This window comes from Acinetobacter sp. CAU_H_78 (assembly GCF_058599365.1).
The window spans coordinates 2,251,509-2,276,897 of record NZ_CM178652.1 but is presented as its reverse complement, the minus strand read 5'-3'; the positions used below and the strand labels follow the sequence as shown (position 1 = coordinate 2,276,897).

20 protein-coding genes and 1 pseudogene are annotated in these 25,389 nt (G+C 41.4%); 12 read left to right on the top strand and 9 right to left on the bottom strand.

The features are described 5' to 3' along the window. Positions 1-322 precede the first annotated feature (322 nt). From katE to AC4MCD_RS10845, 7 genes and pseudogenes are all read left to right on the top strand, one after another. Positions 323-2,445, top strand: a pseudogene (gene katE, locus AC4MCD_RS10875) (catalase HPII). 57 nt (positions 2,446-2,502) lie between these two features. Continuing rightward, a complete protein-coding gene (locus AC4MCD_RS10870; protein ID WP_419363143.1) occupies positions 2,503-2,712 on the top strand; it encodes a hypothetical protein in 210 nt (69 codons plus the stop codon). 51 nt (positions 2,713-2,763) lie between these two features. Continuing rightward, complete coding sequence (locus tag AC4MCD_RS10865; RefSeq protein ID WP_419363145.1) at positions 2,764-3,747, top strand: acyl-CoA dehydrogenase; 984 nt, start codon at positions 2,764-2,766, stop codon at positions 3,745-3,747. Further along, entirely contained in the window at positions 3,735-4,520 is a 786-nt protein-coding gene (locus tag AC4MCD_RS10860; RefSeq protein ID WP_491876086.1) for a PIG-L deacetylase family protein, read from the top strand. The genes AC4MCD_RS10865 and AC4MCD_RS10860 overlap by 13 nt, the downstream gene beginning before the upstream one ends. Further along, positions 4,510-5,124 (top strand): class I SAM-dependent DNA methyltransferase, encoded by a 615-nt coding sequence (locus AC4MCD_RS10855; protein WP_491876085.1) that lies wholly within the window; start codon positions 4,510-4,512, stop codon positions 5,122-5,124. Before AC4MCD_RS10860 ends, AC4MCD_RS10855 begins: the two co-directional genes overlap by 11 nt. Then, positions 5,121-5,834, top strand: a complete 714-nt coding sequence (locus tag AC4MCD_RS10850; RefSeq protein ID WP_491876084.1) for a glycosyltransferase family 2 protein — start codon at positions 5,121-5,123, stop codon at positions 5,832-5,834. The genes AC4MCD_RS10855 and AC4MCD_RS10850 overlap by 4 nt, the downstream gene beginning before the upstream one ends. Positions 5,835-6,038: 204 nt before the next feature. Then, positions 6,039-7,286, top strand: a complete 1,248-nt coding sequence (locus AC4MCD_RS10845; RefSeq protein WP_491876083.1) for an MFS transporter — start codon at positions 6,039-6,041, stop codon at positions 7,284-7,286. A 30-nt stretch (positions 7,287-7,316) separates the two neighbouring features. Here the strand turns inward: AC4MCD_RS10845 and AC4MCD_RS10840 are convergent, their stop codons facing one another. The 3 genes from AC4MCD_RS10840 to AC4MCD_RS10830 form a co-directional block, all read right to left on the bottom strand. Continuing rightward, entirely contained in the window at positions 7,317-8,750 is a 1,434-nt protein-coding gene (locus AC4MCD_RS10840) for an alpha,alpha-trehalose-phosphate synthase (UDP-forming) (protein ID WP_491876082.1), read from the bottom strand. Beyond that, a complete protein-coding gene (otsB, locus tag AC4MCD_RS10835; RefSeq protein WP_491876081.1) occupies positions 8,743-9,588 on the bottom strand; it encodes a trehalose-phosphatase in 846 nt (281 codons plus the stop codon). The genes AC4MCD_RS10840 and otsB overlap by 8 nt, the downstream gene beginning before the upstream one ends. A 567-nt stretch (positions 9,589-10,155) precedes the next feature. Further along, complete coding sequence (locus tag AC4MCD_RS10830) at positions 10,156-10,350, bottom strand: hypothetical protein (RefSeq protein ID WP_004783113.1); 195 nt, start codon at positions 10,348-10,350, stop codon at positions 10,156-10,158. Positions 10,351-10,863: 513 nt separating this feature from the next. On the opposite strand from AC4MCD_RS10830, the gene sbmA reads away from it, so the two are divergent. The 5 genes from sbmA (at position 10,864) to AC4MCD_RS10805 (ending at position 18,845) form a co-directional block, all read left to right on the top strand. Continuing rightward, positions 10,864-12,057, top strand: coding sequence for a peptide antibiotic transporter SbmA (gene sbmA, locus AC4MCD_RS10825; protein WP_419363160.1), 1,194 nt, complete (start codon positions 10,864-10,866; stop codon positions 12,055-12,057). A 457-nt stretch (positions 12,058-12,514) separates the two neighbouring features. Further along, positions 12,515-13,498 carry a hypothetical protein gene (locus AC4MCD_RS10820; protein ID WP_419363162.1) on the top strand — a complete coding sequence of 328 codons (984 nt, stop codon included), beginning with the start codon at positions 12,515-12,517 and terminating at the stop codon, positions 13,496-13,498. 412 nt (positions 13,499-13,910) lie between these two features. Beyond that, positions 13,911-15,950, top strand: coding sequence for a M13 family metallopeptidase (locus tag AC4MCD_RS10815; protein ID WP_419363164.1), 2,040 nt, complete (start codon positions 13,911-13,913; stop codon positions 15,948-15,950). Between the two features lie 195 nt (positions 15,951-16,145). Then, positions 16,146-18,194 (top strand): M13 family metallopeptidase, encoded by a 2,049-nt coding sequence (locus AC4MCD_RS10810; RefSeq protein ID WP_491876080.1) that lies wholly within the window; start codon positions 16,146-16,148, stop codon positions 18,192-18,194. Positions 18,195-18,350: 156 nt separating this feature from the next. Then, complete coding sequence (locus tag AC4MCD_RS10805; RefSeq protein WP_180002467.1) at positions 18,351-18,845, top strand: hypothetical protein; 495 nt, start codon at positions 18,351-18,353, stop codon at positions 18,843-18,845. Between the two features lie 42 nt (positions 18,846-18,887). On the opposite strand, the gene yddG is transcribed toward AC4MCD_RS10805, so the two are convergent. The 6 genes from yddG to gatC all read right to left on the bottom strand — a co-directional run bounded on the left by yddG (position 18,888) and on the right by gatC (position 25,330). After that, positions 18,888-19,823, bottom strand: coding sequence for an aromatic amino acid DMT transporter YddG (gene yddG, locus AC4MCD_RS10800; RefSeq protein ID WP_491876079.1), 936 nt, complete (start codon positions 19,821-19,823; stop codon positions 18,888-18,890). A gap of 630 nt (positions 19,824-20,453) precedes the next feature. Beyond that, on the bottom strand, positions 20,454-21,059 hold the full coding sequence (locus tag AC4MCD_RS10795; protein ID WP_491876078.1) for a hypothetical protein: 606 nt from the start codon (positions 21,057-21,059) through the stop codon (positions 20,454-20,456). Positions 21,060-21,073: 14 nt separating this feature from the next. Further along, entirely contained in the window at positions 21,074-21,913 is an 840-nt protein-coding gene (locus AC4MCD_RS10790; RefSeq protein ID WP_491876077.1) for a DUF6236 family protein, read from the bottom strand. Between the two features lie 96 nt (positions 21,914-22,009). Further along, entirely contained in the window at positions 22,010-23,485 is a 1,476-nt protein-coding gene (gene gatB / locus AC4MCD_RS10785; protein ID WP_034703392.1) for an Asp-tRNA(Asn)/Glu-tRNA(Gln) amidotransferase subunit GatB, read from the bottom strand. Next, complete coding sequence (gene gatA / locus AC4MCD_RS10780; protein WP_180053691.1) at positions 23,485-24,963, bottom strand: Asp-tRNA(Asn)/Glu-tRNA(Gln) amidotransferase subunit GatA; 1,479 nt, start codon at positions 24,961-24,963, stop codon at positions 23,485-23,487. The genes gatB and gatA overlap by 1 nt, the downstream gene beginning before the upstream one ends. Positions 24,964-25,015: 52 nt before the next feature. After that, positions 25,016-25,330 carry an Asp-tRNA(Asn)/Glu-tRNA(Gln) amidotransferase subunit GatC gene (gene gatC / locus AC4MCD_RS10775; RefSeq protein ID WP_005234479.1) on the bottom strand — a complete coding sequence of 105 codons (315 nt, stop codon included), beginning with the start codon at positions 25,328-25,330 and terminating at the stop codon, positions 25,016-25,018. Between the last annotated feature and the right edge of the window lie 59 nt (positions 25,331-25,389).

The window sequence follows — 25,389 nt, the reverse complement described above, 5'->3', positions numbered from 1 at the left end:
ACTATCAGCTTTAATTTTTTTCAAACTTTGTGATCGTTACTCGGCAAAAAAAAACTGTGTGGTTAAGAAAAATAACAGAACTGTGCCTTTATTAAACAAGCCACTACAAAGACTCAGCAATGTATTCGTCAAATCTCGTTATGTTAGGGATACAGACGAAATCAATAAAAAGATTTTCATACTCAGCAACAGCTCACCGCATGCAGATAAAAGTGGAACTTTATTTTTCTGTAAAAACGGCAAGATGTTGGATAAAACTCAAGCGAATTTGAGATAGGCAAAAAAAGACTTCACTAAACTCAAGATCAGCAAGGAAAATGTCATGAAAATTAAGGCGAACAGTCCAGCCACAGGTAAAAATGGTTTAGATAAGCAAAATACCAATAAAAAAGTGAGCAGCTTGATGTATACCGTAGCGACTCAACCGAACAGACATTGACTACCAACCAAGGTGTCAAGATTTCGGATAACCAGAACAGTCTAAAAGCGGGCGTTCGTGGGGCAACTTTAATGGAGGATTTTATTCTTCGTGAAAAGATTACCCATTTTGACCATGAGCGTATTCCAGAGCGAATTGTGCATGCACGCGGTGTTGGAGCACATGGTTTTTTTGAAGCTTATCCAGGCAATGAAAAATGGACTAAAGCCGGGTTTCTAACCAATACCGGTGCCCAGACTCCAGTCTTTGTTCGATTCTCTACAGTACAAGGTCCTCGCGGTTCAGCAGATACGGTACGTGATATTCGTGGTTTTGCGACTAAGTTTTATACGGATGAAGGTAACTTTGACCTGGTGGCCAACGATGCGCCAGTATTCTTTATTCAGGATGGCATCAAGTTCCCTGATTTTGTCCATGCGTTAAAGCCTGAACCACAAACCGAAATTCCATCAGGCGCATCAGCACATGATACTTTCTGGGACTTTGTTTCTCTTGTGCCTGAATCTGCACATGCGGTGATGTGGGCAATGTCAGATCGTGCTATTCCACGTAATTTACGCTCGATTCAAGGTTTTGGCGTACATACCTTCCGTTTGATCAATGCCGAGAATAAAGCTGTCTTTGTGAAGTTCCACTGGACGCCTAAACAAGGTCTGACACAGCTGGTATGGGATGAAGCGCAAAAACTGGCAGGTAAGGATCCGGATTTCCATCGTCGTGACCTATATGAAGCAATTGCTTCAGGTAATTACCCGGAATGGGAGCTGGGCGTACAGATCGTTCCTGAAGAAGATGAGATGAAATTTGATTTTGACTTGCTGGATGCAACCAAAATCATTCCGGAAGAACTGGTTCCAGTGACTCCAATTGGCCGTATGGTGTTGAACCGTAATGTTGATTATTTCTTCGGTGAAACTGAGCAGGTTGCTTTCTGTCCAGGTCATGTCGTACCAGGCATTGACTTTACCAATGACCCGTTACTACAGGCACGACTGTTCTCTTATACCGATACTCAGCTAAGCCGCTTGGGTGGTCCAAACTTCCATCAGATTCCAATCAATAAGCCGGTTTGCCCATTCCATAACAACCAGCGTGATGGTCTGCATCAACGTCTTATTCACACCGGACAGGCCAACTACGAACCAAACTCGATTGATGACAACTGGCCGGCTGAAGCGCCAGGTGCGACTCAGGCAGGTGGTTTCGAAAGCTATCAGGAGCGTATTGACGGTCATAAAATCCGCCAGCGTAGTGAGTCTTTTAATGATCACTTCACTCATGCCCGTTTATTCTATCAAAGCCAGGCACCGCATGAGCAGAAGCATATTATTGATGCCTATGTCTTCGAACTGAGTAAAGTACAACGCCAAAATATCCGTGAACGTGAAGTTCTCGAAGTGCTGTGCAATATTGACTTGACGCTGGCTCAACAGGTCGCGGATCAATTGGGTATTGAAATCCCAGCTGAGAAAAAAGCTGCCAAACTGCCTGATGTTCTGATTTCTAAGCGTCTGTCTTTTGAAGCGTTTAAACCTGCCGATATTAAGGCACGTAAAATCGCGATTCTGGCACATGACAAAGCCAATGAAGCCAGTATCAAAGCTGTGCAGGCTTGGGCTGAGTCAGAAAGCGCTGTGGCTGATGTGTTAACACCTCGTCCAGGGCCAGTCCTGAGCCAGCAAGGTACAGTAATCCCATCTGATGGCATGCAGAAGGCTGAACCTTCGATTGCCTATGATGCCGTAGTTATTGTCGATGGCGATAACTATGACATGGTGCTGAAAGATGGTATCGCGACTCACTATCTGCTTGAGGCTTATAAGCATCTGAAACCGATTGTCTTCCTGGGAGATAAAAGTCAGCTGATTGAAGATCTAAAACTGATCAGTGATGAAGGTACTTTAGCAAATTCTCAATTCGATACTGTGCAAGATAGCTTCAAGACCTTGATCATGAATCACCGGGTTTGGGCGCGTGAATTGATCTCAGAAACTATTCCTGCATAAATACCATGAGAATAGAAGCTTCGGCTTCTATTCTCTATTTCAAGGGATAAAAAGTTTATGGCGAGACCAGATCCTAAAAAATTACTGGCACAGATGCAAAATGCGCAATGGAGCAGGGAGCAGGATATCTATCTGATCGAACATAACCATTTATCGATGAGTCAACTCAGAGAACAATTACCTTTTAGTGAAGAAGAAATTATGGCACGCCGTAAGGTATTAGGACTAATGACCCGTTTAAAACAGATGAAAAGACTTTTTCCTTAACTGGCTTTCATCAAATGACCACAATATCGATATTTTTGAGGAAGCACTTTTATGGACCTCAGTTCAATATTAGAAAGATTTAAAAATTCATCATTAGAACCTAAAGAAAATATTCAAACGACTTTGAAGGAACTGGTGCAACTTTCGGATCAGGTTCCTTTTCCTGCATCAGGGGAAACTTTAAAACGCTGGCAAATTTTAAGCCAGATCTCGGCAACCAATTTAAGTCTGGGCAAAATATTTGAGTCGCATCTGGATGCACTCGCAATTCTGCATGAATTAAATATTCCGGCAAATCCTCATCAGCTCTGGGCAGTCTGGGCAGCAGAAGGTGGGCCTCAGCCATTGCAGCTGGATGAAGGCAAGCTGACTGGCATCAAGACCTGGTGTTCCGCTTCTAGCTGGGTAGAGTCAGGCTTACTGACGTATCGGGATGAACAAAATCGCTCTCAGTTATTGATTGTAGATATGCAGCTGACCGGTATTCAGCATGATCATACTGTCTGGCAAGCTGTAGGGATGCAGTATACGTCAACAGCACAACTGGAATTTAATCAGGTCCCTGTCAAAAAAGTCGCTGATCCACATGCTTATCTGGATCGGGTAGGATTCTGGCATGGAGCAGCAGGCGTTGCTGCTTGCTGGTATGGTGCGACAGTAGCTCTTGCTGAATATCTGCAGCAGGAACAGTTAAGAAAACCACATATGTATAAAGCCATGTATCTGGGTGAAATCAGCCGTGATCTTTTAGCTACTCAGGCTTTGTTCTATCGGGTTGCAGAATTGATTGACCAGCAACCTAAATTTCCTCATCAACTTCAGATTCAGGCTTTGCGTGCGCAGGTTGAAGCTACTGCATTAAATGTGCTCAACCAGGTTGGAAAAGCGCTTGGCGCATCGCCTTATTGTACCAATTCTTATTTTGCCCAGCTCGCAGCAGATCTGCCGGTATTTATCCGTCAAAGCCATGCTGCTTTTGATCTTGAGCGTATTGGAGAACTAAGCGCACAGGAGGAAGAACTATGGGCACTTTAAAACATGACATTGTTGAAGACCGTGTGATCCATGGGGAAGGGACACGGGTGGATGAATGGCGTAACTGTGAAATACTGCAACAGATGCCAGAATTTGATATTTCCAGTGTAATTTCTGCAGATGCTAGAGTCTGTATTGTGGCACCGCATCCGGATGATGAAATTCTGGGATGTGGCGGATTGATGCAACGTCTGGATAAACTCGGCTATAAAATCGTACTGTTTGCAGTGACTAATGGTACGGCCAGCCATCCCGGTTCGAGCCTGTATACGCCAGAAGAATTGAACCAGATTCGTCCAGCAGAAACGCGTCAGGCTCTGGAAGAATTGTCCCTAGAACATCCGGTTCTTCGGATTGCTTTGGATATTCAGGATGGAAAAGTGGCTGAGCAGCGGGATTTACTCAAACAGCAATTGTATTCGTATTTGCAGCCTAATGATGTATTGGTCACGACTTTTGTTCATGATGGACATCCAGACCATGAAATTACCGGACAGGTCGTCCAGCAACTCGCGGCAGAGCTACAGTTACCGTATATTCAGGTCTTAATCTGGGCGTGGCACTGGGCCACACCAGGAGATACCCGAATTCCGTGGACGGTTGCGCACAAACTCAGGCTGACAGATGAAGAATTAAAATGTAAAGCCCGAGCTGCACGATGTTTCAAGAGTCAGATTGAGAATGATCCGACGACAGAACAGGCACCGATTGTTCCTGAGCATGCATTGGAGCGTGTTTTACAGCCATGGGAGGTTTATCTGTATGAACAGTAAATCAACCTATGATCATGCCTATTTTGATGCTCTGTATGCCCTGAACCAAGGAGATCCATGGCACTATGAACAGCGCTGGTATGAACAGCGTAAACGTCAAATTTGTAAAGCGCTCTTGCCCAAACTGCATTTTGAATCTGCCATAGAAATTGGTTGCAGTAATGGCATGCTAAGTCAGGAACTAGCTCCACATACCGGAGAACACATCTGTCTGGATGCCAATACGACAGCGATCCGGCTGGCACAACAACGCCTGCAAGATTATTCTCATGTCAGTTTTGTTCAAGGCGTTGTTCCGGAAGGCTTGCCAGAGCGTAAGTTTCAACTGATTGTGCTGAGTGAAGTTTTATATTATTTGGATCGGGCTGCTTTAGAGAAATTGACCCACTGGCTGCAGCACGCCCTTGATGCAGAAGGCTGTATTCTGGCTTGTCACTGGCGGGCACCGATTTCAGGTTTTAGCTTTACTGGTGATGATATTCATGGCCATCTAAATGCACACTTACCTTATAGAAAATGTTCACAACTCCAGGAACCTGATTTTCTGATTGATGTTTGGATGAACAGTCCACAGTCTGTGGCAGAGCAAGAGGGCCTTAAATGAATAAAATTGGCGTGGTCATTCCTGCCTGTAATGAAGAAGCCTATATAGAACGCTGCTTGCTGGCCTTAAAAAAAGCACAATTTGAATTTTATCAATACCTTGGTTCATCAGGAAATATTCCTGAGATTAAGATTTTAGTTGTCTTAGACAGTTGTACTGATCAAACTGCGATCAAAGCGATGCAACTGGGGGTAGAAGTCATCAGTTGTGACTTTCGTTCAGTGGGTAAGACCCGTCATTTGGGAGTACAAAAAGTAATTGAACAAGGATGCGACTGGATTTGCTGTACCGATGCGGATTCATGTGTTCAGGAGGGCTGGTTCAAAGCCATGTGGCAGCATCAACCCACTGAAGCAATTTGTGGAGTCGTTGATGTCGATGAATGGAAACATTTAAGCCTAGAAGCCCGGTTAAAATATTTAGGCCACTATCAGGACAAAATGGATCATTGGCATATTCATGGTGCAAATTTATGTTTTAAAACAAGTATATATAATGATTTTGATGGATTTAACCAGTTAGATTGTCATGAAGGCGTCGACTTTGTTCGCCGTTTACAACAGGCAGGAGTCAACATTACCTGGTCCAATCAATTAAGGGTAACAACCAGTAGCCGTCTACAGTCAAAAGTTGCTGAAGGTTTCGCCTATTTTTTACAAAATCTTGAGTTACAGGAAGCAATGAAAAAACCGATTAGCGTATACAAATAAAACTATAAAATTATAAATTTTATACAATCAATTACTTGTAAAAAATTTAAAAATTCATCTCTAAAAGCTATTTCATTTAGAAAAATTCTGTTTATAATTCACACAAATTAAGCCCTGCTACTTATATTTTTCAGCTATAAGTCCGCGGGGTTTTTCTATGGATGATCGGTAATGGATGCCTGAGCTCTTTCTTTTGGAATGACAATGTTAAATTCACAGTTAATTTCTCGTCTTCAGTCTCCATCACCGTATCTCTGGCAGAAAATCGCCACTGCACTGTGTTTTTTTAGTCTAGGTTTTAGTACAGCTGCCTGGGCGCCATTAATTCCTTATGCGCAGCAGCGCTTATTGCTGAATCATGCTGACTTTGGTTTGCTTTTGCTATGTGCCGGAGTTGGCTCAATGCTGGCAATGCCATTGGCAGGTCGTATGGCAAGTAAGTTTGGCTGCCGTACAGTGCTGGCTGTTATTTTGGCTGCATTTCTGTTCATCTTGCCAGCGCTAGCGATTAGTCCTACCAGCTTGATGATGGCAATTACCCTGTTTTTCTTTGGTGCCAGTGCTGGTGCTTTGGGTGTGACTGTAAATATTCAGGCTGCCCAGATTGAAAAACTCATGGATAAAAGCTTGATGTCGGGTTTCCATGGCGTATGTAGCTTGGGTGGTCTGGTTGGTGTATTGGGCATGACCACGTTAATGGGATTTGGTCTGGCACCTTTAACTGGCGCACTGGTTGTAAGTGTAATGTTGCTTGCGATTGCGATGCTGGCAATTCCATTTTGCTTGGGTGGTCAGTCATCAACTACAGAAGAAACTAATACAACTACAGCAAAACCTGCGAAAAAATCGCTACCCACATTTGCAATTTTAGGTATTGGCCTGATCTGCTTTGTATCCTTCCTGTCTGAAGGTGCAGCGATGGACTGGAGCGGTATTTATCTGGCAACTCAGTTTAACGTACCTGCAGCGCATACCGGTTTGGCTTATAGTTTCTTTGCTGGCTTAATGGTACTTGGACGTTTTAGCGGTCATCTGATCATTCAAAGCTTGGGTGAAAAAACCACTATCTTATTAAGTGCATTACTGGCTGCAGCAGGCTTATTCATGGTGATCTTTGCACCAGTATGGCAAGTCGTTTTAACCGGTTATGCGATCTTGGGTCTAGGTAGTGCCAACATCGTTCCATTAATGTTCTCTCGTGCAGGCCGTCAAAAATCTATGGCTTCACATGTAGCATTATCTTATGTATCGGTATTTGCTTACACTGGCTCATTGATCGGACCAGCGCTAGTAGGTTTCGGTAGTGAAATTATTGGCTTGCGTTTAGTATTTACGGTCATCGCAGTTGCTTTGATGAGCATTGTAATCTTGAACCATCTGACTGCCGGTCACAAAGAATCAGAAAAAGTAGAAGGTCTTATTGCCGGCCTAGACCACAAAACACCAGCATAAAGCTGGTGTTTTTTTATAGGTTTCTAGATCTTAGGCATGCATATTGAACTGGGTTGAGATGCCTTTGGCCACTGGTCGATAAATTCGTAAGCTTTGTGATTTTTTCAGATCAGACAGGAACTGATCACGCCAGCGAATGATATTGAAATTCTTCAAGCCTTGCTGTAAATAGCGGTAACGTTCCAAACGTTCCGACTTAGGCATACGCAAGGCTCTTTTCAAGGCTTTGGCCATACTGTCCTGATCATAAGGATCGACCAGTAAGGCTTCCTTCATTTGCTCGGCAGCCCCGGCATATTTAGACAGAATCAATACGCCTGGATCTAATGGATCTTGCGCAGCAATATATTCTTTGGCGACCAGATTCATCCCGTCACGGATTGAATTCACCCAGCAAATATCCGCCTTACGGTAGAGCTGCATCAGGGCTTCATGGCCCAAAGTGTCATAGCTACAGTCAAAAGGCAGCCAGTTTGCATTGCCATGCTGATGGTTTAAATTCTGCACTGCAGCCTGGAACTGTTCATAGAGTTTTTTATAGCTGTTAACATCCAGTCGGCATGGGCAGGCAATCTGCAATTGCTGGAACTGATTTTTAAATTCAGGTTGTTCATCCAGCAACTCTTGGAATGCATGAATTTTCTCCAGTAGCCCTTTACTGTAATCAATCCGGTCAACCGAAATGATGGTCTTATGAGCATGTGCTTTATCCAGATCAAAGGGCAGGTCAGTGACTTGACTCTCAGCAGCCTGCTTCTGAATCTGCGCCGGGTGTACACCGATTGGATAAGCCTTCACATAAATCCGTTTAGACTGATAACTCAGGATTTCATCATTGCGATGCTGGATATTTAATACCTGTTCCAGGAAATCAATACAATTGGCCTGATAGCGTGGAGTTTGCAGACCGATGACATCAAAATCTGCCAGATGTCGAGCCAGTTCCTGATAAGGAGGTAGCGTTTGCCAAAGTTTCAGTTCCGGGAAAGGAATATGCAAGAAGAACCCAATCCGGTTACGCATGCCTAGTTTACGGCAGTAATGCGCAACACTCAGAAAATGATAATCATGAATCCAGATGATGTCATGCGGTGAAGCCACCTGTTTCAGGTGTTTGGCAAAACGCAAATTGACATCTTTATAGGTTTTAAAATCCTGCGGCTGATATTCAACACGTTGATGCTGGTCATGCATTAATGGCCATAGAGCATTATTAGAAAAACCACAATAATAACCTTGGTACTGGGCTTCGCTTAGTGCACTGGTATGATATTCCACATTCTGATGTTTCAGAATCTGAAATTTCTGTTCCTTGTTCTGGTCAACTCTGGAGCCATTCCATCCAACCCAGATACCGCCTATATCTTGCAATGCATCCTGCAATGCAACAGCCAATCCACCAGCCTTCGTACTTTCTGGGTTAGGTAGATTCACACGGTTTGATAACACAATGAGTTTAGACATGTGATTTCTCCAATCGTTTTTGTTCTTGTACTTCAATTACATTTAAAAATTCTTTCAGGAAGGTCTGAACTTGAGAGACGTTTTCCAGTCTGTACCGTGCCAGGGTCTGGCCAGAACCTACTTTGATTGAGCAGCCGTGCAGGGCATTAATGACCTTGAATCCGGCTTCATCGGTGAGGTCATCGCCAATAAACATGGGATAATGATCAGTGAGATGGTATTGCTGAATAATCTGTTGAATCGCTGAACCTTTATTAGCGCCTTTGGGCACCAGCTCAAAAACATACTTGCCAGCTTTTAACTCAAAGTCGGAAAAATGGTTGAGACATTCCAGCGCAAAAGCATGCACATGATCTTCTAGTTGAGGATGTTCACGAAAATGTAGCGCAACAGAATAATCTTTGACCTCAATACGCAGATCAGGGATTTGAGCTGCCTGTTCCTGAATATATTGTTTTAGTGCTTGTAGCTGCGGCTTATTTAAAGAGATTAATGTCTTTAAATCAGCTTGATAGATTAATTCCAGACCATGTGATCCAGCGATATTCCATTGCAGAGGATGAATAAGTTTTTGAGCTTGTAAAATAGAACGACCAGTAACTAATATCAGCTGAATATATTGTTGTAAATTTTTCAATATATTTATAATTTCAGGTTGAATTATACTTTTATCTGGATCTGGGTGAAATTCAGAGATTGTTCCGTCAATATCAAGAAATAAAACAACCTGATCTGAGTCTATATTCAGGTTGCAATCATTTAAAATCATCTTTGGCGATATATAAAAAGATGAGCTAGATGAATCTTCTAAATCTTTTTTCCTATGTATGCCTGACATAAATCCACCTAAGTGCATGATATAAAATAGATTAAAATTTAGAGTTAAACTTTGTGATTTTTATTCTAATTAGTTTTATAACATATTCTATTTTTCAAAATGGCTTTAGGCGCAGAAAAGAAACACTTTTGACATGTAAAGTTACTTTGTAAAATTTGGAAATATTCAGCAGGAAAGGTTGATATTCTTTGTATATTTGTAAAATAATTTTTCAGTGATTTTTAATATATTAATAATGATATTTAAGGTTGTGCATATTAAGTGATTGAGTAATTTTGAGTGCTATAAATAAGATTATTTTGATTATTTAATGTAAAAAATGGTTTTGATTTATATTTTTAAAAAATAATTTATCAGCTTTCTATTAAATAATAGGCATTAAATTAGAAATATTAAAAAACACATTTAATATAAAATAGGAATATAGCGCAGCCTATTAATTTTTTATTAGAGCCAATTTTGAAAGGAAGGATAAATTATAAAATCTTGGTGCTACAAAGAAGAGTTAGGGTTATATCATTGAAGAGACTAGGTAGACATAACCCCATAAAGAGGAGAGCAGATCGCTTATAGCTCTCTCCAGACATCGTTCTCATCTTTCAATGGAATAGTAAAGTTAAAGTCATCATCATTACTGACCAAAAGACTAGTAGGCGTTTGCATCACAACTTTTAAAACAGTACCAGCTTCAAAAATAATCGGGTGACAGTTTTCCTTTTCCAAGGTCACTGGCTTAAGTAATTCAATCACAGAACTTTCCATATTTTTATTCCCAAATATTGATACTTCGCTGTTTTTTAATCTTAACATGATTTTTGCAAATTTAACTAATTTTTGAAAAACCGAGACATAAGTCAACAAGTCGGTCAATTTTTCTTAAAAAGCGCTTAAGTCAGTAAATTAAAGGGCTAAAGATTAAGATTTAATTTTCAAACGATTTGTGTTTCTTAAACTTGAATATTTTCAGTCTATTTACCGACGAAAAGAAGAGAAAAAGACAAACGGTACCAAATAGTCAATCTAACGCAAAATCTACTTGTCACTTTTTGACAGGCCAGTCATGATCTCCTCCATTATATTGCGTACGTTATGCGCTAGTATTAAAGCAAGAATCATATAATCTGATATTAATTCGGCTTTAGCGATTTTGTGTTTGTATGTAATTTTTTACATTGAATTGCAAATTTATGCTGCAGTTCGTTGAAAGTCTGAAAATAAGAATAAACTGTGCGTCATTTGGATGACCCGTACATCTATAAGGAGAATTAAGCCCCAATGTTTAAGTCATTTTTTCCACAACCAGTGTGGTTCTTTAGTAGTCTGGTACTGTGGTTTCTGATCAATCTTGGCCTTTGGCATAGTGGTGGATCAGGCTGGGGTGTCTATTTGGGTATGACTGAAGGTTATCATGATCTTAAAATGCCGATAGGAATCAGCCGCTTCTGGGCGCCAAAATTTCTCTGGTTCTATCTCTGGTTTTTTGTGAGTACCGCGATATTCGCGACCTTCTGGTACTTTAAAACGAAACATCCTTGGCAGCGCTGGTCTGTGTGGGGCTCGGCTTTTATCCTGTTCAATATCTGGTTTGGGGTGCAGGTTAATGTCGTATTAAATGAATGGTATAGCCCGTTCTATGATCAGATCCAGAATATGCTCACCCAAGGGGGCGGAGATGTCAGCCTATTATATCAAGGTGCATTGACCTTTATTTATATTGCCATGGTCTATGTCACGCTGGCGGTATTTAACCTGTTCTTTGTCAGTCATTATGTATTCCGCTGGCGTACGGCGATGAATAATTACTATACGGCGCATTGGGAAAAGTTACGTCATATTGAAGGGGCTTCACAGCGTATTCAGGAAGATACTATGCGCTTTGCCAAAACTACGGAACAGCTCAGTGTCTCGCTCATCGAATCTCTGATGCTATTAATGGCATTCCTGCCAATTCTGTATGAGTTATCTAGTCATGTAAAAGTACTGCCGATTGTCGGTGAAATACCGCATGCATTAATGTGGGCGTCGATCGGATGGGCAGTTCTGGGTACCGTGATTTTAATGATTGTCGGGATGAAACTCCCTGGACTGGAATTCAATAATCAGAAAGTAGAAGCGGCTTATCGTAAAGAGCTGGTTTATGGTGAAGATTATGCCGATCGTGCTCACCCGCTTACCTTGCAAGAACTGTTTAGCCGGGTACGTAAGAATTATTTCCGGCTGTATTTCCACTATGCCTATTTCAATATGGTCCGCATCTGGTATTTGCAATTGGATAATATTTACGGATTATTTATTTTGTTTCCAAGTATTGCCGCGGGTGCGATTACACTCGGTTTGATGATGCAGATCCTGAATGTTTTCGGTAAGGTTCGTGAATCTTTCCAGTATTTGATTTTATCTTGGCCTACGATTATTGAATTGCTCTCCATCTATAAACGTTTGAAAGCATTTGAATCCCATCTCGATTAATTTTTTCTTATATTCATCGACAATTTTAAAAGTCAGCCAGGGTGGTGTTTAATTTCCAATAATATGGCGTATAAAAATAATTAGTGTACGTAAAGGAAATTATTCAAATTATAATCTCATTCAGACAGCGATAGAGAGCATAATTGCCGTTATCATCCATGATAATAATATCTCTTATTTTTGTTGAATGAGTAACCGGAGAACTGATCTGTTTCTTCGGTTTTTTTATATCTTTTTTTCTACTGCTCTATCTTCTAATTGGCGAATAATCCAGCGTATTTACTGGCTTGGAGAATGTTAATTCGATCAATTTATCCGGCTATAAGCTAGATGGATTAGGCATTCTATTTCCTATTTTTAGTGATAGGTCTCGCTATATTTTTATATTTATCAATCTGTTGAGATTGTTGTTTTAGCACATTTGCTATATGTTATAGAGGCCTGGGGGAGATAAGCAGTGAAGCTAAAATTAATAATTCCAACAATATGTGTAGCAAGTCTGGCTGGCTGTAACAGTATTCAGCAAATGAAATCAGATATGCAGCATCCTTATGCAAGTCCTCAAGAACTGATCGTTAAAAGAAACCTGAATCAGGCTGACGGTTCGGCAAAAGAATATGTTTATTCATGGGAAAAATCCAAGCAGCATTTAGAGCCACAATCCCTCTATCCACGAACCACTTTAAGCCAGTACTGTCATGAACGGGGCGGCAAGTTTTCTCTACTGTATAAGAGCCAATTGGCTTCAGTAAAAGATTCTGCCCAGAAGAACCGTTTAAACAAAAACCGTTATGTCACTCAGGGTATTGGTGCCTATCAATGTACGATGCCCCAAGGGCAAAATTGGATTGTTTCTATTGAGCCGATTTCTGAACGTCAGCCAGATAAGAATAATACTACCCGTGTAGTCCGGATCTTGAGCAAACTTCAAAGCTCAGCTGAAGCGCGTCATTTCTATCAGGGCCATAAGGTTACAACTAAGTCTAATAAAATTGCTGAAAAGAATGCAGCCAAAACCTCAGTCAAAGATGAGAAAAAGGAATTAGATAAAAAAGAAGCTGATAAGAAAGAGCTAAAAATACCTGCTGTTGAACCGGCAGTGGTTGCTGTTCCTGCCGCTCGTACAACTAGTATCGAAACGCCACAACAGCAACAGATGAAATTGTATGTAGCTGCACGCCGTGATATCAATAGCGGTAAGAACCTGAACAATGCCTGTAATAATGCCCAGCGTGCCTATAACTATGGCAAATTACAGGGTACAGAAGGAACACGTGTCTATACCGAATCCGGCATGTTAGTGGCACGCTGTTTAAACAGTATTCCAGCCTATGCCAACCGTATTCCAAATTCCAAGGTTCAGGCCAAACGAGTACTGCAGAATCTGGCCACCAACTATAACCATACTGGGGCAAAGAATCAGTTGAGACAGTTAAAATAAGTCTATTATTTTCACATTCAGTTTGATCATTTATTTGGCAAAGTAGATGCACATGAAAAGTCATCTACTTTAAGTATTAGTGATATTGAAAATAGTATTTCTTAAGTATAGGAGAATTTAAAAATAATATTTTTCTTTTGAAGATCAATGATAGAAGATAAATAGTTATCCTATTGATAGGAATAAAAATTAATTACTATTAGATTGCAAATCGAACCTTATTTCAGAGTAAATCTCCCACCTCCATCTCAGATTTTCTCCTCTATCTCTCTTGTTAAATACAAGCCCATTCAACGGCATATTTTAAAAATTATTGGTACATCTTTTGCTTAAAAATTATCAGTTTTGTGCTTATGGACAGAGCAAGAAAAACTAATTGATTTTTAACATACACAATAATGAGATTTATCGCTTGAGAAAACATATTTTAAGTCATTTGATTCTTGTGGGTGCATTTCTACATTCGCCTGTGAGCCATGCAGTGAGTACAACTTCATTAAAATCGGCAATTGATCTGAATGCGATTGATCGGACGGTTGATCCAAAGCAGGATTTTTATCAATTCGTGAATGGAAACTGGCTAAAAACCGCAAAGATTCCAGAAGATCAGGCATTGTCGGGTGCATTTGCTGAAGTGAGTATGAAATCAACCCAGCAGTTATTTGACATTTTTAATGAGCTGGCCAAAAAACAGCATCCGCAAGGTAGCAATGAACAAAAGGTCGCAGATCTCTATGCCAGTTATATGGATACTAATCGGCTTGAACAGCTCGGACTTGAGGCATTGCAACAAGACCTGCAGCGGATTGAAAGAATCAAGACCAAAAAAGATCTGGCAGAATTTTTTGCCTATGCGGAAAAAATCAATCTGAATTTGCCATTCTCTACCCGTTTTTATCAGGACCGTAAAGCTTCTTCCAAGGCGATGATGTATGTAGGGCAAGGTGGCTTGGGGATGCCTGACCGTGATTTTTACCTGAGTGAGCAGCCTCGACAACAGGAAATTCGCAATACTTATCTGCTTTATATCGCCAATACCCTGAATTTTGCCGGTCAGCCTAAGCCGATTGAAGATGCTCGTACTATCCTGGCTTTGGAAAAGGCACTGGCAAAAATTAGCTGGTCCGCTGTGGAGCTGCGCAATGATGAGGTGAGAACCTATCTCGTTGAAACTAAAAATATTATTAACTATATGCCTTCTTTTGACTGGATGAATTATTTCTCAGAACTGGGCTTAAAAGGTGCAAGAAAAGAGGTTGCGATCTCGCAGATTAATTATTTGCGTCAGCTGGATCAGTTATGGAAGGTCGTTCCAATTGAAACCTGGCAAACCTATTTGAAATTCAACCTGATCAATAGTTATTCGCCATTTTTAACAGAAGTTTTTCAAAATCATCATTTTGAATTTTATGACAAAACGCTAGAGGGTGTACAAGCACGTTCTCCACGGAAAGAGTCTGCTCTGGAACTAACTAACGGTATTTTAGGTAATGTGCTTGGCAAGCTCTATGTAGAAAAGCACTTTAATGAAAGCCAGCGCCCGGCCATGCTGGAAATGGTGGAAAATGTCCGTAAAGCCTTTCATCTGAAACTGGATCAGGCAGACTGGATGGGTTCGGATACTAAAAAACAAGTGCGGCATAAACTGGATAGCATCAATATCAAAATCGGCTATCCGAAAACATGGCGGGATTATTCAGCCCTAGAGATTCGTAAGGATGATCTGATTGGGAATATCCAGCGGACCCGGCTGTTCAATTACCAGCGTGAACTGGATAAGGTGGGAGAACCGATCGATCCAGAAGCCTGGCACATGTCGCCACAAACAGCCAATGCTTACTATAATGTCAAGCTGAATGAAATCGTATTACCTGCGGCCATCTGGCAGGCACCATTTTATTATGATGATAGTCATGATCCTGCAGTGAATTATGGTGCCATCGGGGCTGTTATCGCACATGAAATTAGTCATGGTTTTGACGATAAAGGAAGCCGCTTCGATGCCAAAGGCAAGGGTGAAGAAACCTGGAACGAGCACGATCGTAAAAAGTTCAATGAACGTACCAAAGCCTTAGTCGAGCAATATAAACAATACGAAGCTCTGCCAGGGCATAAGGTGAATGCAGAATTAAATAAAAGTGAAAATATCTCTGACAACCTGGGCTTAGGGATCGCTCATATGGCTTACCGCTTATCGCTCAAGGGTCAGACAGCACCTGTTATTGATGGCTTTAGTGGAGATCAGCGTTTTTATATGGGTTGGGCACAAGTCTGGCGTAGCAAAAGTAATCCTGAATATCTGTTAAATAGTCTAAACCTTGCCAGCCATGCACCAGGTCATGTGCGTGGCAATGGTGCTGTCCGCAATCAACAAAGTTTTTATGAAGCTTTTGAGATTAAAGAAGGGGACAAGATGTATTTATCACCTGAAAAACGAATCTCCATCTGGTAACAGGATTTAAAAAAACTAGGTCTGTTCATCTGAAAAGAGACAGGCCTATTTTTTTATCTAAACGACTAACATGCAGAGCCAAGACCAGTTTAAAAATTGGCATATATGCTGCTTATAAAGATTTAAGTGTTTGATTATTAGGTCAACACGCATTGATAAATTCAACTGCGCAGTGAAGCGCGAGGATAGCAAGCTTTGAAAATTTTTCTAAAAACCGCATTGGTAAGTGCTTTATTAGCCATTTCCTCTGCAAATTATGCTTCAGATCAAACCGCTATTGCAGCACTTGGCTCGGGGATTCATCTTCAACATTTTGATAAAAAAATCGCACCACAACAGGACTTCTATCAGCATGTAAATGGGCACTGGTTAGAGCATGAGGAAATCCCGGCTGATATGCCAAACTGGGGTGCATTCACGATTTTGCGTGAAAATTCGACCCAGCAATTACATGATATTGTAGAAGAGCTGGCGAAAACCAAATCGGAATATGGCAGCAATGAGCAGAAAGTGGGGAGCTTATATGCCAGCTTTATGGACACGGAAACTTTAAATGCAAAAGGTATCCAGCCGCTCAAAGCAGATCTGGCCAAAATTGAGGCCATAAAAAGCAAGAAAGATTTTACTTTGTTGCTTGCAGACTATGCAAAAAACCGTGTCACTACACCTTTTGAATTTGGCGTGATTCCTGACTTGAAAAAGTCTGATCAAATGGCGGTATTTTTGGGTCAAAGTGGTTTAGGTTTACCGGATCGTGACTACTATTTAAAAGATGATGAAAAACTGAAAAGTGCCCGTGAAACTTATGTTAAACATATTGCTAAGCTGTTGACGCTATCGGGTGAAACGGAAGCAGAAGCGGCTGCACATGCACAATCTATCCTGAACTTAGAAACTGAAATTGCCAAAATTCAGTGGGATAACGTGCAGAACCGTAATCTCGAAAAAATGTATAACGTCTATACATTAAAAGACGTCAAAAGCCTGGTGCCAGAATTTGACTGGAAAACCTATTTTAAAGCGACGGGTTTAGACAAAAAAACCAAAACCGTGATTGTGGCGCAAAAAAGTTATTTTGAAGATTTAAACAAGATTTTAAGCAGCACACCACTGGAGGTATGGCAAACCTATTTCAAATTCCATCTGATTGATGGTGCTTCGCCTTACTTAAGCCAGGAATTTGCTGATGCAAACTTTGAAATGTACAGCAAAACCTTACGCGGTGTGACCGAGCAACGGGCACGCTGGAAACGTGGGGTTGATATGACCAATGCTGTACTCGGTGAAAGTCTGGCACAAGTCTATGTCGCAAAACATTTTCAGCCTGAACAGAAACAGCGTATGGAAAAACTGGTTGAAAACCTGTTGCTGGCATTTGAACAGAATCTGGAAAAATTGGACTGGATGGGCGCACAAACCAAAGCACAGGCACATCGTAAGCTGAAAAGCTTTAGAGTAAAAATCGGCTATCCGAATAAATGGCGTGACTACAGCAAGCTGGAAATTAAAGATGGCGACCTGATTGGTAATCTGCGTCGTACCAACAGTTTCAATTATGACATCGCGCTGGATAAACTGGGTAAACCGGTTGATCGTGAAGAATGGCATATGCTGCCGCAAACGGTAAATGCTTACTACAATCCGATGGGCAACGAAATTGTTTTCCCTGCTGCGATTTTACAGCCGCCATTCTTCGATATGAATGCCGATGATGCCGTGAACTATGGGGCGATCGGGGCAGTAATTGGGCATGAAATCAGTCATGGCTTTGATGATCAGGGCAGCCGTTTTGATGCAGATGGCAATATGAAAAACTGGTGGACTGAAGAAGACGATAAAAAGTTCAAGGAAAAAACCAAAGCTCTGGTTGAGCAATACAATGCCTATGAAGCGATACCGGGCTATCACGTCAATGGTGAACTGACCTTAGGTGAAAATATTGCCGATAACTCAGGTCTGGCAATTGCTTATGAAGCTTATAAACTGTCACTGAATGGCAAGTCTGCTCCGGTGATTGATGGATATACTGGAGATCAGCGTTTCTATATTGGCTGGACACAAGCATGGCGTGCCAAAGTTCGTCCGGAACTGACATTACAGCTGTTAAAAACAGATCCGCATTCACCAGCAGCCATTCGTGGCCGTGCGACCTTACTTAACCAGAAACCTTTCTATGAAGCCTTTAGCGTCAAGCAAGAAGATCCAATGTATCTGGAAGAAGATAAACGGGTAAAAATCTGGTAAGTCTGATTTCCTCATTCGGTTCCAAAAGTCCTGACTGATGTCGGGACTTTTTTTTATCTATCAGGTTACAGAGTTCTACAGGTTTTCTAATCTTTTACATGCTACAAAGAAACTGCATTGTTCAAGCAGTTTGAACGGGTGAAAAAGGAAAGGAATATGGGGTTCAAAGCTTTATCGGGTCTTCGGGCAGTCTTCATGACCACAGCATTGCTGGGTACAACTCAGATTGTGACAGCCGGTCCAACGGTTGATCAGCTTAGTGACTGTTTGATGAAATCGACGACAGCCACTGATAAAACCACAGTCTTGCAATGGACCTTTGTGGCATTGGGTAATCATCCCGATCTGAAAGCTTTTAGCAATGTAACTGCAACTCAAAAGGAAACACTCGACAGAAATTTAGCGACAGTTTTACAGCGGATTCTGGTTGAGCAATGTCCAACCCAAACCAAAGCGGTGATTCAGGCTGAAGGAGTACAAGCAGTGGGTGAAAGTTTCCAGGAGCTTGGGCAGGTCACAGGTGAGGAAATACTGAAAAATCCGGAAATCAAAAGTCAGCTGAATGGTGTACTCAAATATATCGATATGAGCAAACTGGTCACGACATTTTTGACCCCTGACGTGTGGAATAAACTAGGCATCACCCGTTAATGGATTGCAGATGCAGCCAAACTTAAACCGCAAAAATGTGGTTTAAGTTTTATAGAGCTTGCCTGGAAACAGTCGGTCCCGAATTTCATCCCAGTTGGTCGACAGCCAGCAAATAAATGAACCTAAGGTAACCATCATCGTACCGATCCAAAAGGTGTGGGATAGACTGGTATTCAGTACCCACATCGAAATGACAGACGAAAAGATCGGGCTAAAATATGATAAAGCAACCAGCATCGCGATATTGCCCTGGTTAATCCCGATATTCCAGGCTGCATAACCCAAGCCAGTTACGACCGAAACCAGCAACATATACAGCATAATATTCAAGTCAATATTAAGAAGTTGTGGCAGTTGTTCGTGATCTAACAGCAGCGTCTTGCTCCAGAGAACCACACTTACCATCGCGAAAAAGAACACGATCGGGTTATGTCCTTGGCTATATTTTTTGGTAAATACACAATACAGCGACCATAAACTCGCTCCAATAAATGCCAATATGTAACTGGTTGGATTGGCTTGCATGTTATGAATGACGGTTGCTAAATGAATATCGCCGTTGCCCGTCTGGATATAAAAAATACCTGCCAGACTAATACTGAGCCCCACCACCACTAAGTTATGAAATTTTAGTTCATGAAATAGAATGAGCAGGGCGATGGTCATACTCGGCCACAAATAATTCACCAAACTAATTTCAATGGCTTGCTGTGCAGTTTGTGCGAGTGCTACGGCATAGGCAAAGCAGATTTCATATACCAGAAATAATGCAGCTGCACTCAGCAGATAAAATTTGGGTATGGTTTTGAGTTTGGGAACGCCAAAAACAGCCAGTAAGAGCAGGGTGCTTAAGCTATACATCATAAGTACAGCCAGGTCAGGTCCAATACTAAAACTGATCTTTTTGAGCAATCCCACGATAGATGACCACTGTAAAATGGCACTTAAGCCAATCAGCGTAGCGAGGTTTTTCGACATGGTAAGGGCGGGATGGGAGAATGTGCAGATTGTATTCCTGTTGAGTGATTTTCAATATGGGACAGACACGATTTTATGAGCAAATTCAAAAAAATCGTTAACAACGGCTTTATGATTTGAATATCCCGATCATGAGTTTAATGATCCAGAAAATGGGCGTGAAAATTAGCTCGATACCATCGGCAAGGTTGGCAAGTTTGCTTTCTCTGGCTGTGTGCCTCCGTGGTTTGATGGGTTTGCATTGTCTTGACTGATATGCGCCAATGATGAATATAAGAATGATCAGGATAATGCTGAATAAGATAATGTAATTTGACATGTTTTTATTTTTCTTCGGTTTGTTTTTGATTTTATAGCATGTTTTAAATCTTTTCCCTAGTCCTCATCCTTTCTTACGCTTCGTTTTAAAGTAATGCTTTAAAAGTTCCTCAGGAGAGGGAACTACACGTATCAAAATGATGAGGTGACAAAGTCTCCCTTTTAAAAGGGAGATTTAGAGGGATTCTTTAAATTCACCTCTCCCTAACCCTCTCCTAAAAGGAGAGGGGATTATTCACTATTAAATTAATGCAGTCATGAAATTATTTGATACTCCCTCTCCCTTAGGGAGAGGGTTGGGGTGAGGGAGAATTACAAAAAATCAGGATAAAACTTCTCAAACTCCGGATTTACAGCTTCACCCCGCAGCAAATTACCTTTTGGCTGAATATAACTATAAATTTCCCGCGTAGGCTGCTCGTGCCAGCCGATATTAAAAGCGCAAAGTTTTGGGAAAAATTGTAGATGACTATAGTTCAGATTGTTATGAATCCAGTATGCAAGCTGTTGCCAGTTGGATTGGTCTTTTTCATACAGTTTTAGAAATGAAGGAATGACTATACACGCCGTTGCACCATAGCCTTTTTCATCCGGATAGTCCCAAATATGACTGGCAAAGTTTTTCTCATTAGTTGCGCAGTTATGTCCTTTTTCATTGCCGAGTTGATTCACGCTTGGTGAGCGATAAGCTGAACGAATGGCAATACGTCCAAACTTTTGTTGTAGTGGCTCGAGCAGTTGTTGGCAGAGTTCTGTTCCTGTACGAATGGCGATGTCAGGATGATCTGGGAAGTTGGGTACACCGTACCAATTGGCGATTTCGCTATAAAGGAAATCACGCATGAAAAAGGATTTAGACAGCTGAATGCGTCCTAAGTCTTCGAGTTTGGCGATTGAGGTTACTTTTTTGATGGCCATAAAAATTACCCAACTCAAATAATATTATTTTGCTTAGCTCTAACTAAGTAATCGAGTTTTAAATTGCCTTCAGCAGATTTTAAAGTCCATTCTTTTGAAAATTTAAACTTGAGCATTGATCTTAATGTATTAGCAATAGTTAAAACAGGAAATGTAGTTGAAGCAATATCAATAATCCCAGTTTTTATCATTTCAGCTAATACACTTTCATTAAATTCTAAACTTACTGAATGATCGACTCGAGAGGTAAAGCGAAAACGTTCAGTGAGAGTTCTGTCTAAGTTATGAATTGCTACTTTTAGATCATAAAATTCTTTTTTCCTTCTTAAGTCTTTATCTTCGCTATTTAATATTTTTTCATATATCTCATCTAAAGAATTATGTAATGCTATCAATTCAGCATTTCTTTGTGTTTTGAAATCTAATAAATCGTGAATAGCTATATCTTTTCGCGGAACAGGTAATAATTTTCTTAGCTCAACTTTTAAAACATCTTTATTACTATATTGAATTGGATCATTGTCTTTGGAGTCGAGCATATTTACGAGAGTCCAATCATTTTCAGGATCTTGAAGTTTTATATTAGCCACATATGTATGAGATTTTTGAAGTATATTTGCCATTTCGCCTGAGTTAAATGGGGACTTAACAAGCTCTAAAATCCCTGCTTCAATATAATCCTGTTCGAAAGGAAGTCCTAATTTTATAGCTCGTTGTTCAGGTATCGCTATTTTGTCCCAATACAAAGAAAAGTATTGTAATTCTTGAGTGTTATATGACCTTTCAATAAAGACACTATTTTTTTCTACATCACATTTCATTAAGGCTGGAGGAATAATAATACCTCTTTGCATTATTTTAGTTCTCGAAAAAATTATTACCTTAATTATAAGTGATAAATAAAAAGAAAACCCGCTTTCGCGGGTTTTCTTATTCAAAACTAATCAGTCTTAACCAATCAATTTCTTCATCAATTCATTCACTTGAGCAGGGTTAGCCTTACCACGTGACGCTTTCATCACTTGACCCACCAGACCGTTGAAAGCTTTCTCTTTACCAGATTTATACTCTTCAACCATCTTCTCGTTGGCAGCCAGCACTTCCTTAATAATTGCTTCAATTGCGCCTGTATCAGTTTCCTGTTTCAAGCCTTTCTCAGCAATAATTTCGTCCGCAGTTTTGCCTTCTTCCCACATAAAGCCGAACACCTGTTTCGCGATCTTACCGCTAATGGTGTTATCGACAATACGTGCGATCATGCCACCCAATTTCTCACTCGACACAGGAGAATCAGCAAGGTCTAGACCAGCTTTGTTTAAAGCGCCTGAGAATTCACCCATTACCCAGTTCGCAGCAATCTTACCTTGTGCAGCACCACCAGCAGCCTTAACGACTTCTTCGTAAAATTCTGACATTTCACGAGTCAGGGTCAGTACGTGAGCATCATACTCAGTCACACCGAAGTCAGCCACGAAACGCGCACGACGTGCCGCAGGCAGCTCAGGCATTTGCGCTTTAATCGCTTCGATTTGCGCATCTGGAATCACCACAGGTAACAAGTCTGGATCAGGGAAGTAGCGGTAATCGTTCGCTTCTTCTTTAGAACGCATTGAACGGGTTTCCATCTTCACAGGGTCGAACAGACGGGTTTCCTGATCAATAGTGCCGTCCCATTCCAGAATTTCCATTTGACGTTCAATTTCAACATTGATCGCCTGTTCAATGAAACGGAATGAGTTCAGGTTTTTCAATTCACAACGTGTACCGAACGGTTGACCTGGACGACGTAAAGACACGTTACAGTCCGCACGGAACGAACCTTCTGCCATGTTACCGTCAGAAATGCCTAACCAGCGTACTAACGTGTGAATCGCTTTAATATAAGCAACAGCTTCTTCAACCGAACGCATATCCGGTTCAGATACGATTTCTAGAAGCGGCGTACCGGCACGGTTCAAGTCGATGCCTGACATGCCTTCGAACTGGTCATGGATCGATTTACCCGCATCTTCCTCAAGGTGGGCACGAGTCACGCCAATGCGTTTAACTGTGCCATCTTCAAGCTGGATGTCGATATGACCTAAGCCTACAATCGGGTTATCCATCTGGCTGATCTGGTAGCCTTTTGGAGAATCCGGGTAGAAGTAGTTTTTACGTGCAAATACAGAAGCCTGGTCGATATAAGCATCGATCCCCAGACCAAAGCGAATCGCAAGATCAACCACTTCTTTATTCAATACTGGCAACACGCCCGGCATTGCCAAATCAACAAGGCTTGCCTGAGTGTTTGGATCATTACCAAATTCAGTTGATGAGCCAGAGAAAATTTTTGATTTCGTCGCAAGCTGAGTGTGAATCTCGATACCAATAACGACTTCCCAACCATCAATCAGGTTAGATTTTGGTTTAGCAGCGTTTTTAGCCATTATGCATTCTCCTCAGCAATTGCAGCGCGTTTTGTATGCCAATCCGTTGCTTGTTGATACTGGTGTACCACAGACAACAATTGAGATTCTGACCAGTAGTTACCAATCAACTGTAAGCCAACTGGCAAGTTGTCTTTATCAAAACCAACAGGCGCGTTAATCGCAGGAAGACCTGCAAGGTTGACCGCGATGGTGTAGATGTCACCTAAGTACATTTCAACCGGAGACAGGTTTGCACCGATACGGTATGCAGTAGTCGGTGCAGAAGGTGCAGCGATGACATCTACAGATTCAAATGCTTTTAAAAAATCTTGCTGGATTAAACGACGTACTTTTTGTGCTTTCACATAATAAGCATCGTAATAACCAGCAGACAGGGCATAAGTACCAATCAGGATACGACGCTGAACTTCAGCACCAAAACCTTCTGAACGAGAACGTTTGTAAAGATCGAGAAGATCTTTTGGCTCTTCACAACGGTAGCCATAACGCACACCATCATAACGAGACAGGTTAGAAGATGCTTCCGCAGGTGCGATCAGATAGTAAGTTGGAACATAAGCTTCAGTCATGTTGAGATCAATCTCAACCAGAATTGCACCCATTTCTTCCAGTTTTTTCAGTGATTCTTCAACGCGTGCTTTCACGTCTGCATCCAGACCTTCAACATTGAAGTACTGTTTTGGAATACCAATGCGCAGACCTTTCACAGAAGTACCGTTCAGGTTGGCAACGTAGTCATCAACATCTTTGTCCATTGATGTTGAATCTTTAGCATCGTGACCGGCCATCACATTCATCAGATAAGCACAGTCTTCAGCTGAACGTGCCATTGGGCCGCCTTGGTCTAGAGATGATGCGTAAGCGATCATACCGAAACGTGATACACGGCCATAAGTCGGTTTCAGACCAGTCAGACCACAAAAAGATGCTGGCTGACGGATTGAACCACCGGTATCGGTACCGGTTGCAAATGGAGCTAAATCCGCAGCAACAACCGCAGCAGAACCGCCTGAAGAACCGCCTGGAACGTGATCAAGTGCCCAAGGGTTTTTGGTCGCGCCAAAATAAGAAGACTCGGAAGTTGAACCCATGGCGAACTCGTCCATGTTCACTTTACCAAGTGTGACTAAGCCCGCAGCTTTACCTTTCGCTACAACGGTCGCGTCGTAAGGAGAGATAAAATTGTCCAGCATTTTAGAACCGGCAGTGGTTTTAATGCCTTGGGTACAGAAAATATCTTTATGTGCAATGGGCACGCCAGTCAGGGCAGTCGCATTGCCGGCTTTGATTGCAGCATCAGCAGCATCAGCTTGAGCCAATGCCTGTTCAGCAGTCACGGTCACATAAGCCTTGACCTGTGCATCAATTTTTTCGATACGTTTTAAATAGTGTTGAGTCAATTCGCGGGATGAAAATTGAGCATTTGCCAAACCTTCAGTCAGTTCACGAATGGATAAGCGGTGTAAATCTGTCATGAGAAATAATTCTTTACGTTTAATTTAATAAAAAGAATGAACTGGGTAGTAATTACTCAATCACGCGTGGGACGAGATACAAACCGTCCTGTACAGCAGGTGCAACTGCTTGGTATTCCTCACGATGATTGCTTTCCGACACGACATCTTCACGTAAAGGCTGTGGGTGGTCGAAAGGGCTTTTCAGTGGTTCAACACCGTCAGTATCGATGCCTTTCAGGGTTTCCATCATGCCTAAAATTTTATTTAAACTTTGAGCATATTCAGCAGATTGCGTATCATTAAGAGATAACCTTGCGAGGTTGGCAATAGCTGAAACTGTTTCTGCATTTAAATCTGCAGAAGACTGTGCATCCGATGTAGACATAATATTACCTAATCAGTATTAAAAAAATTCAAATTATCATGCGTTATGATAAGCGATTG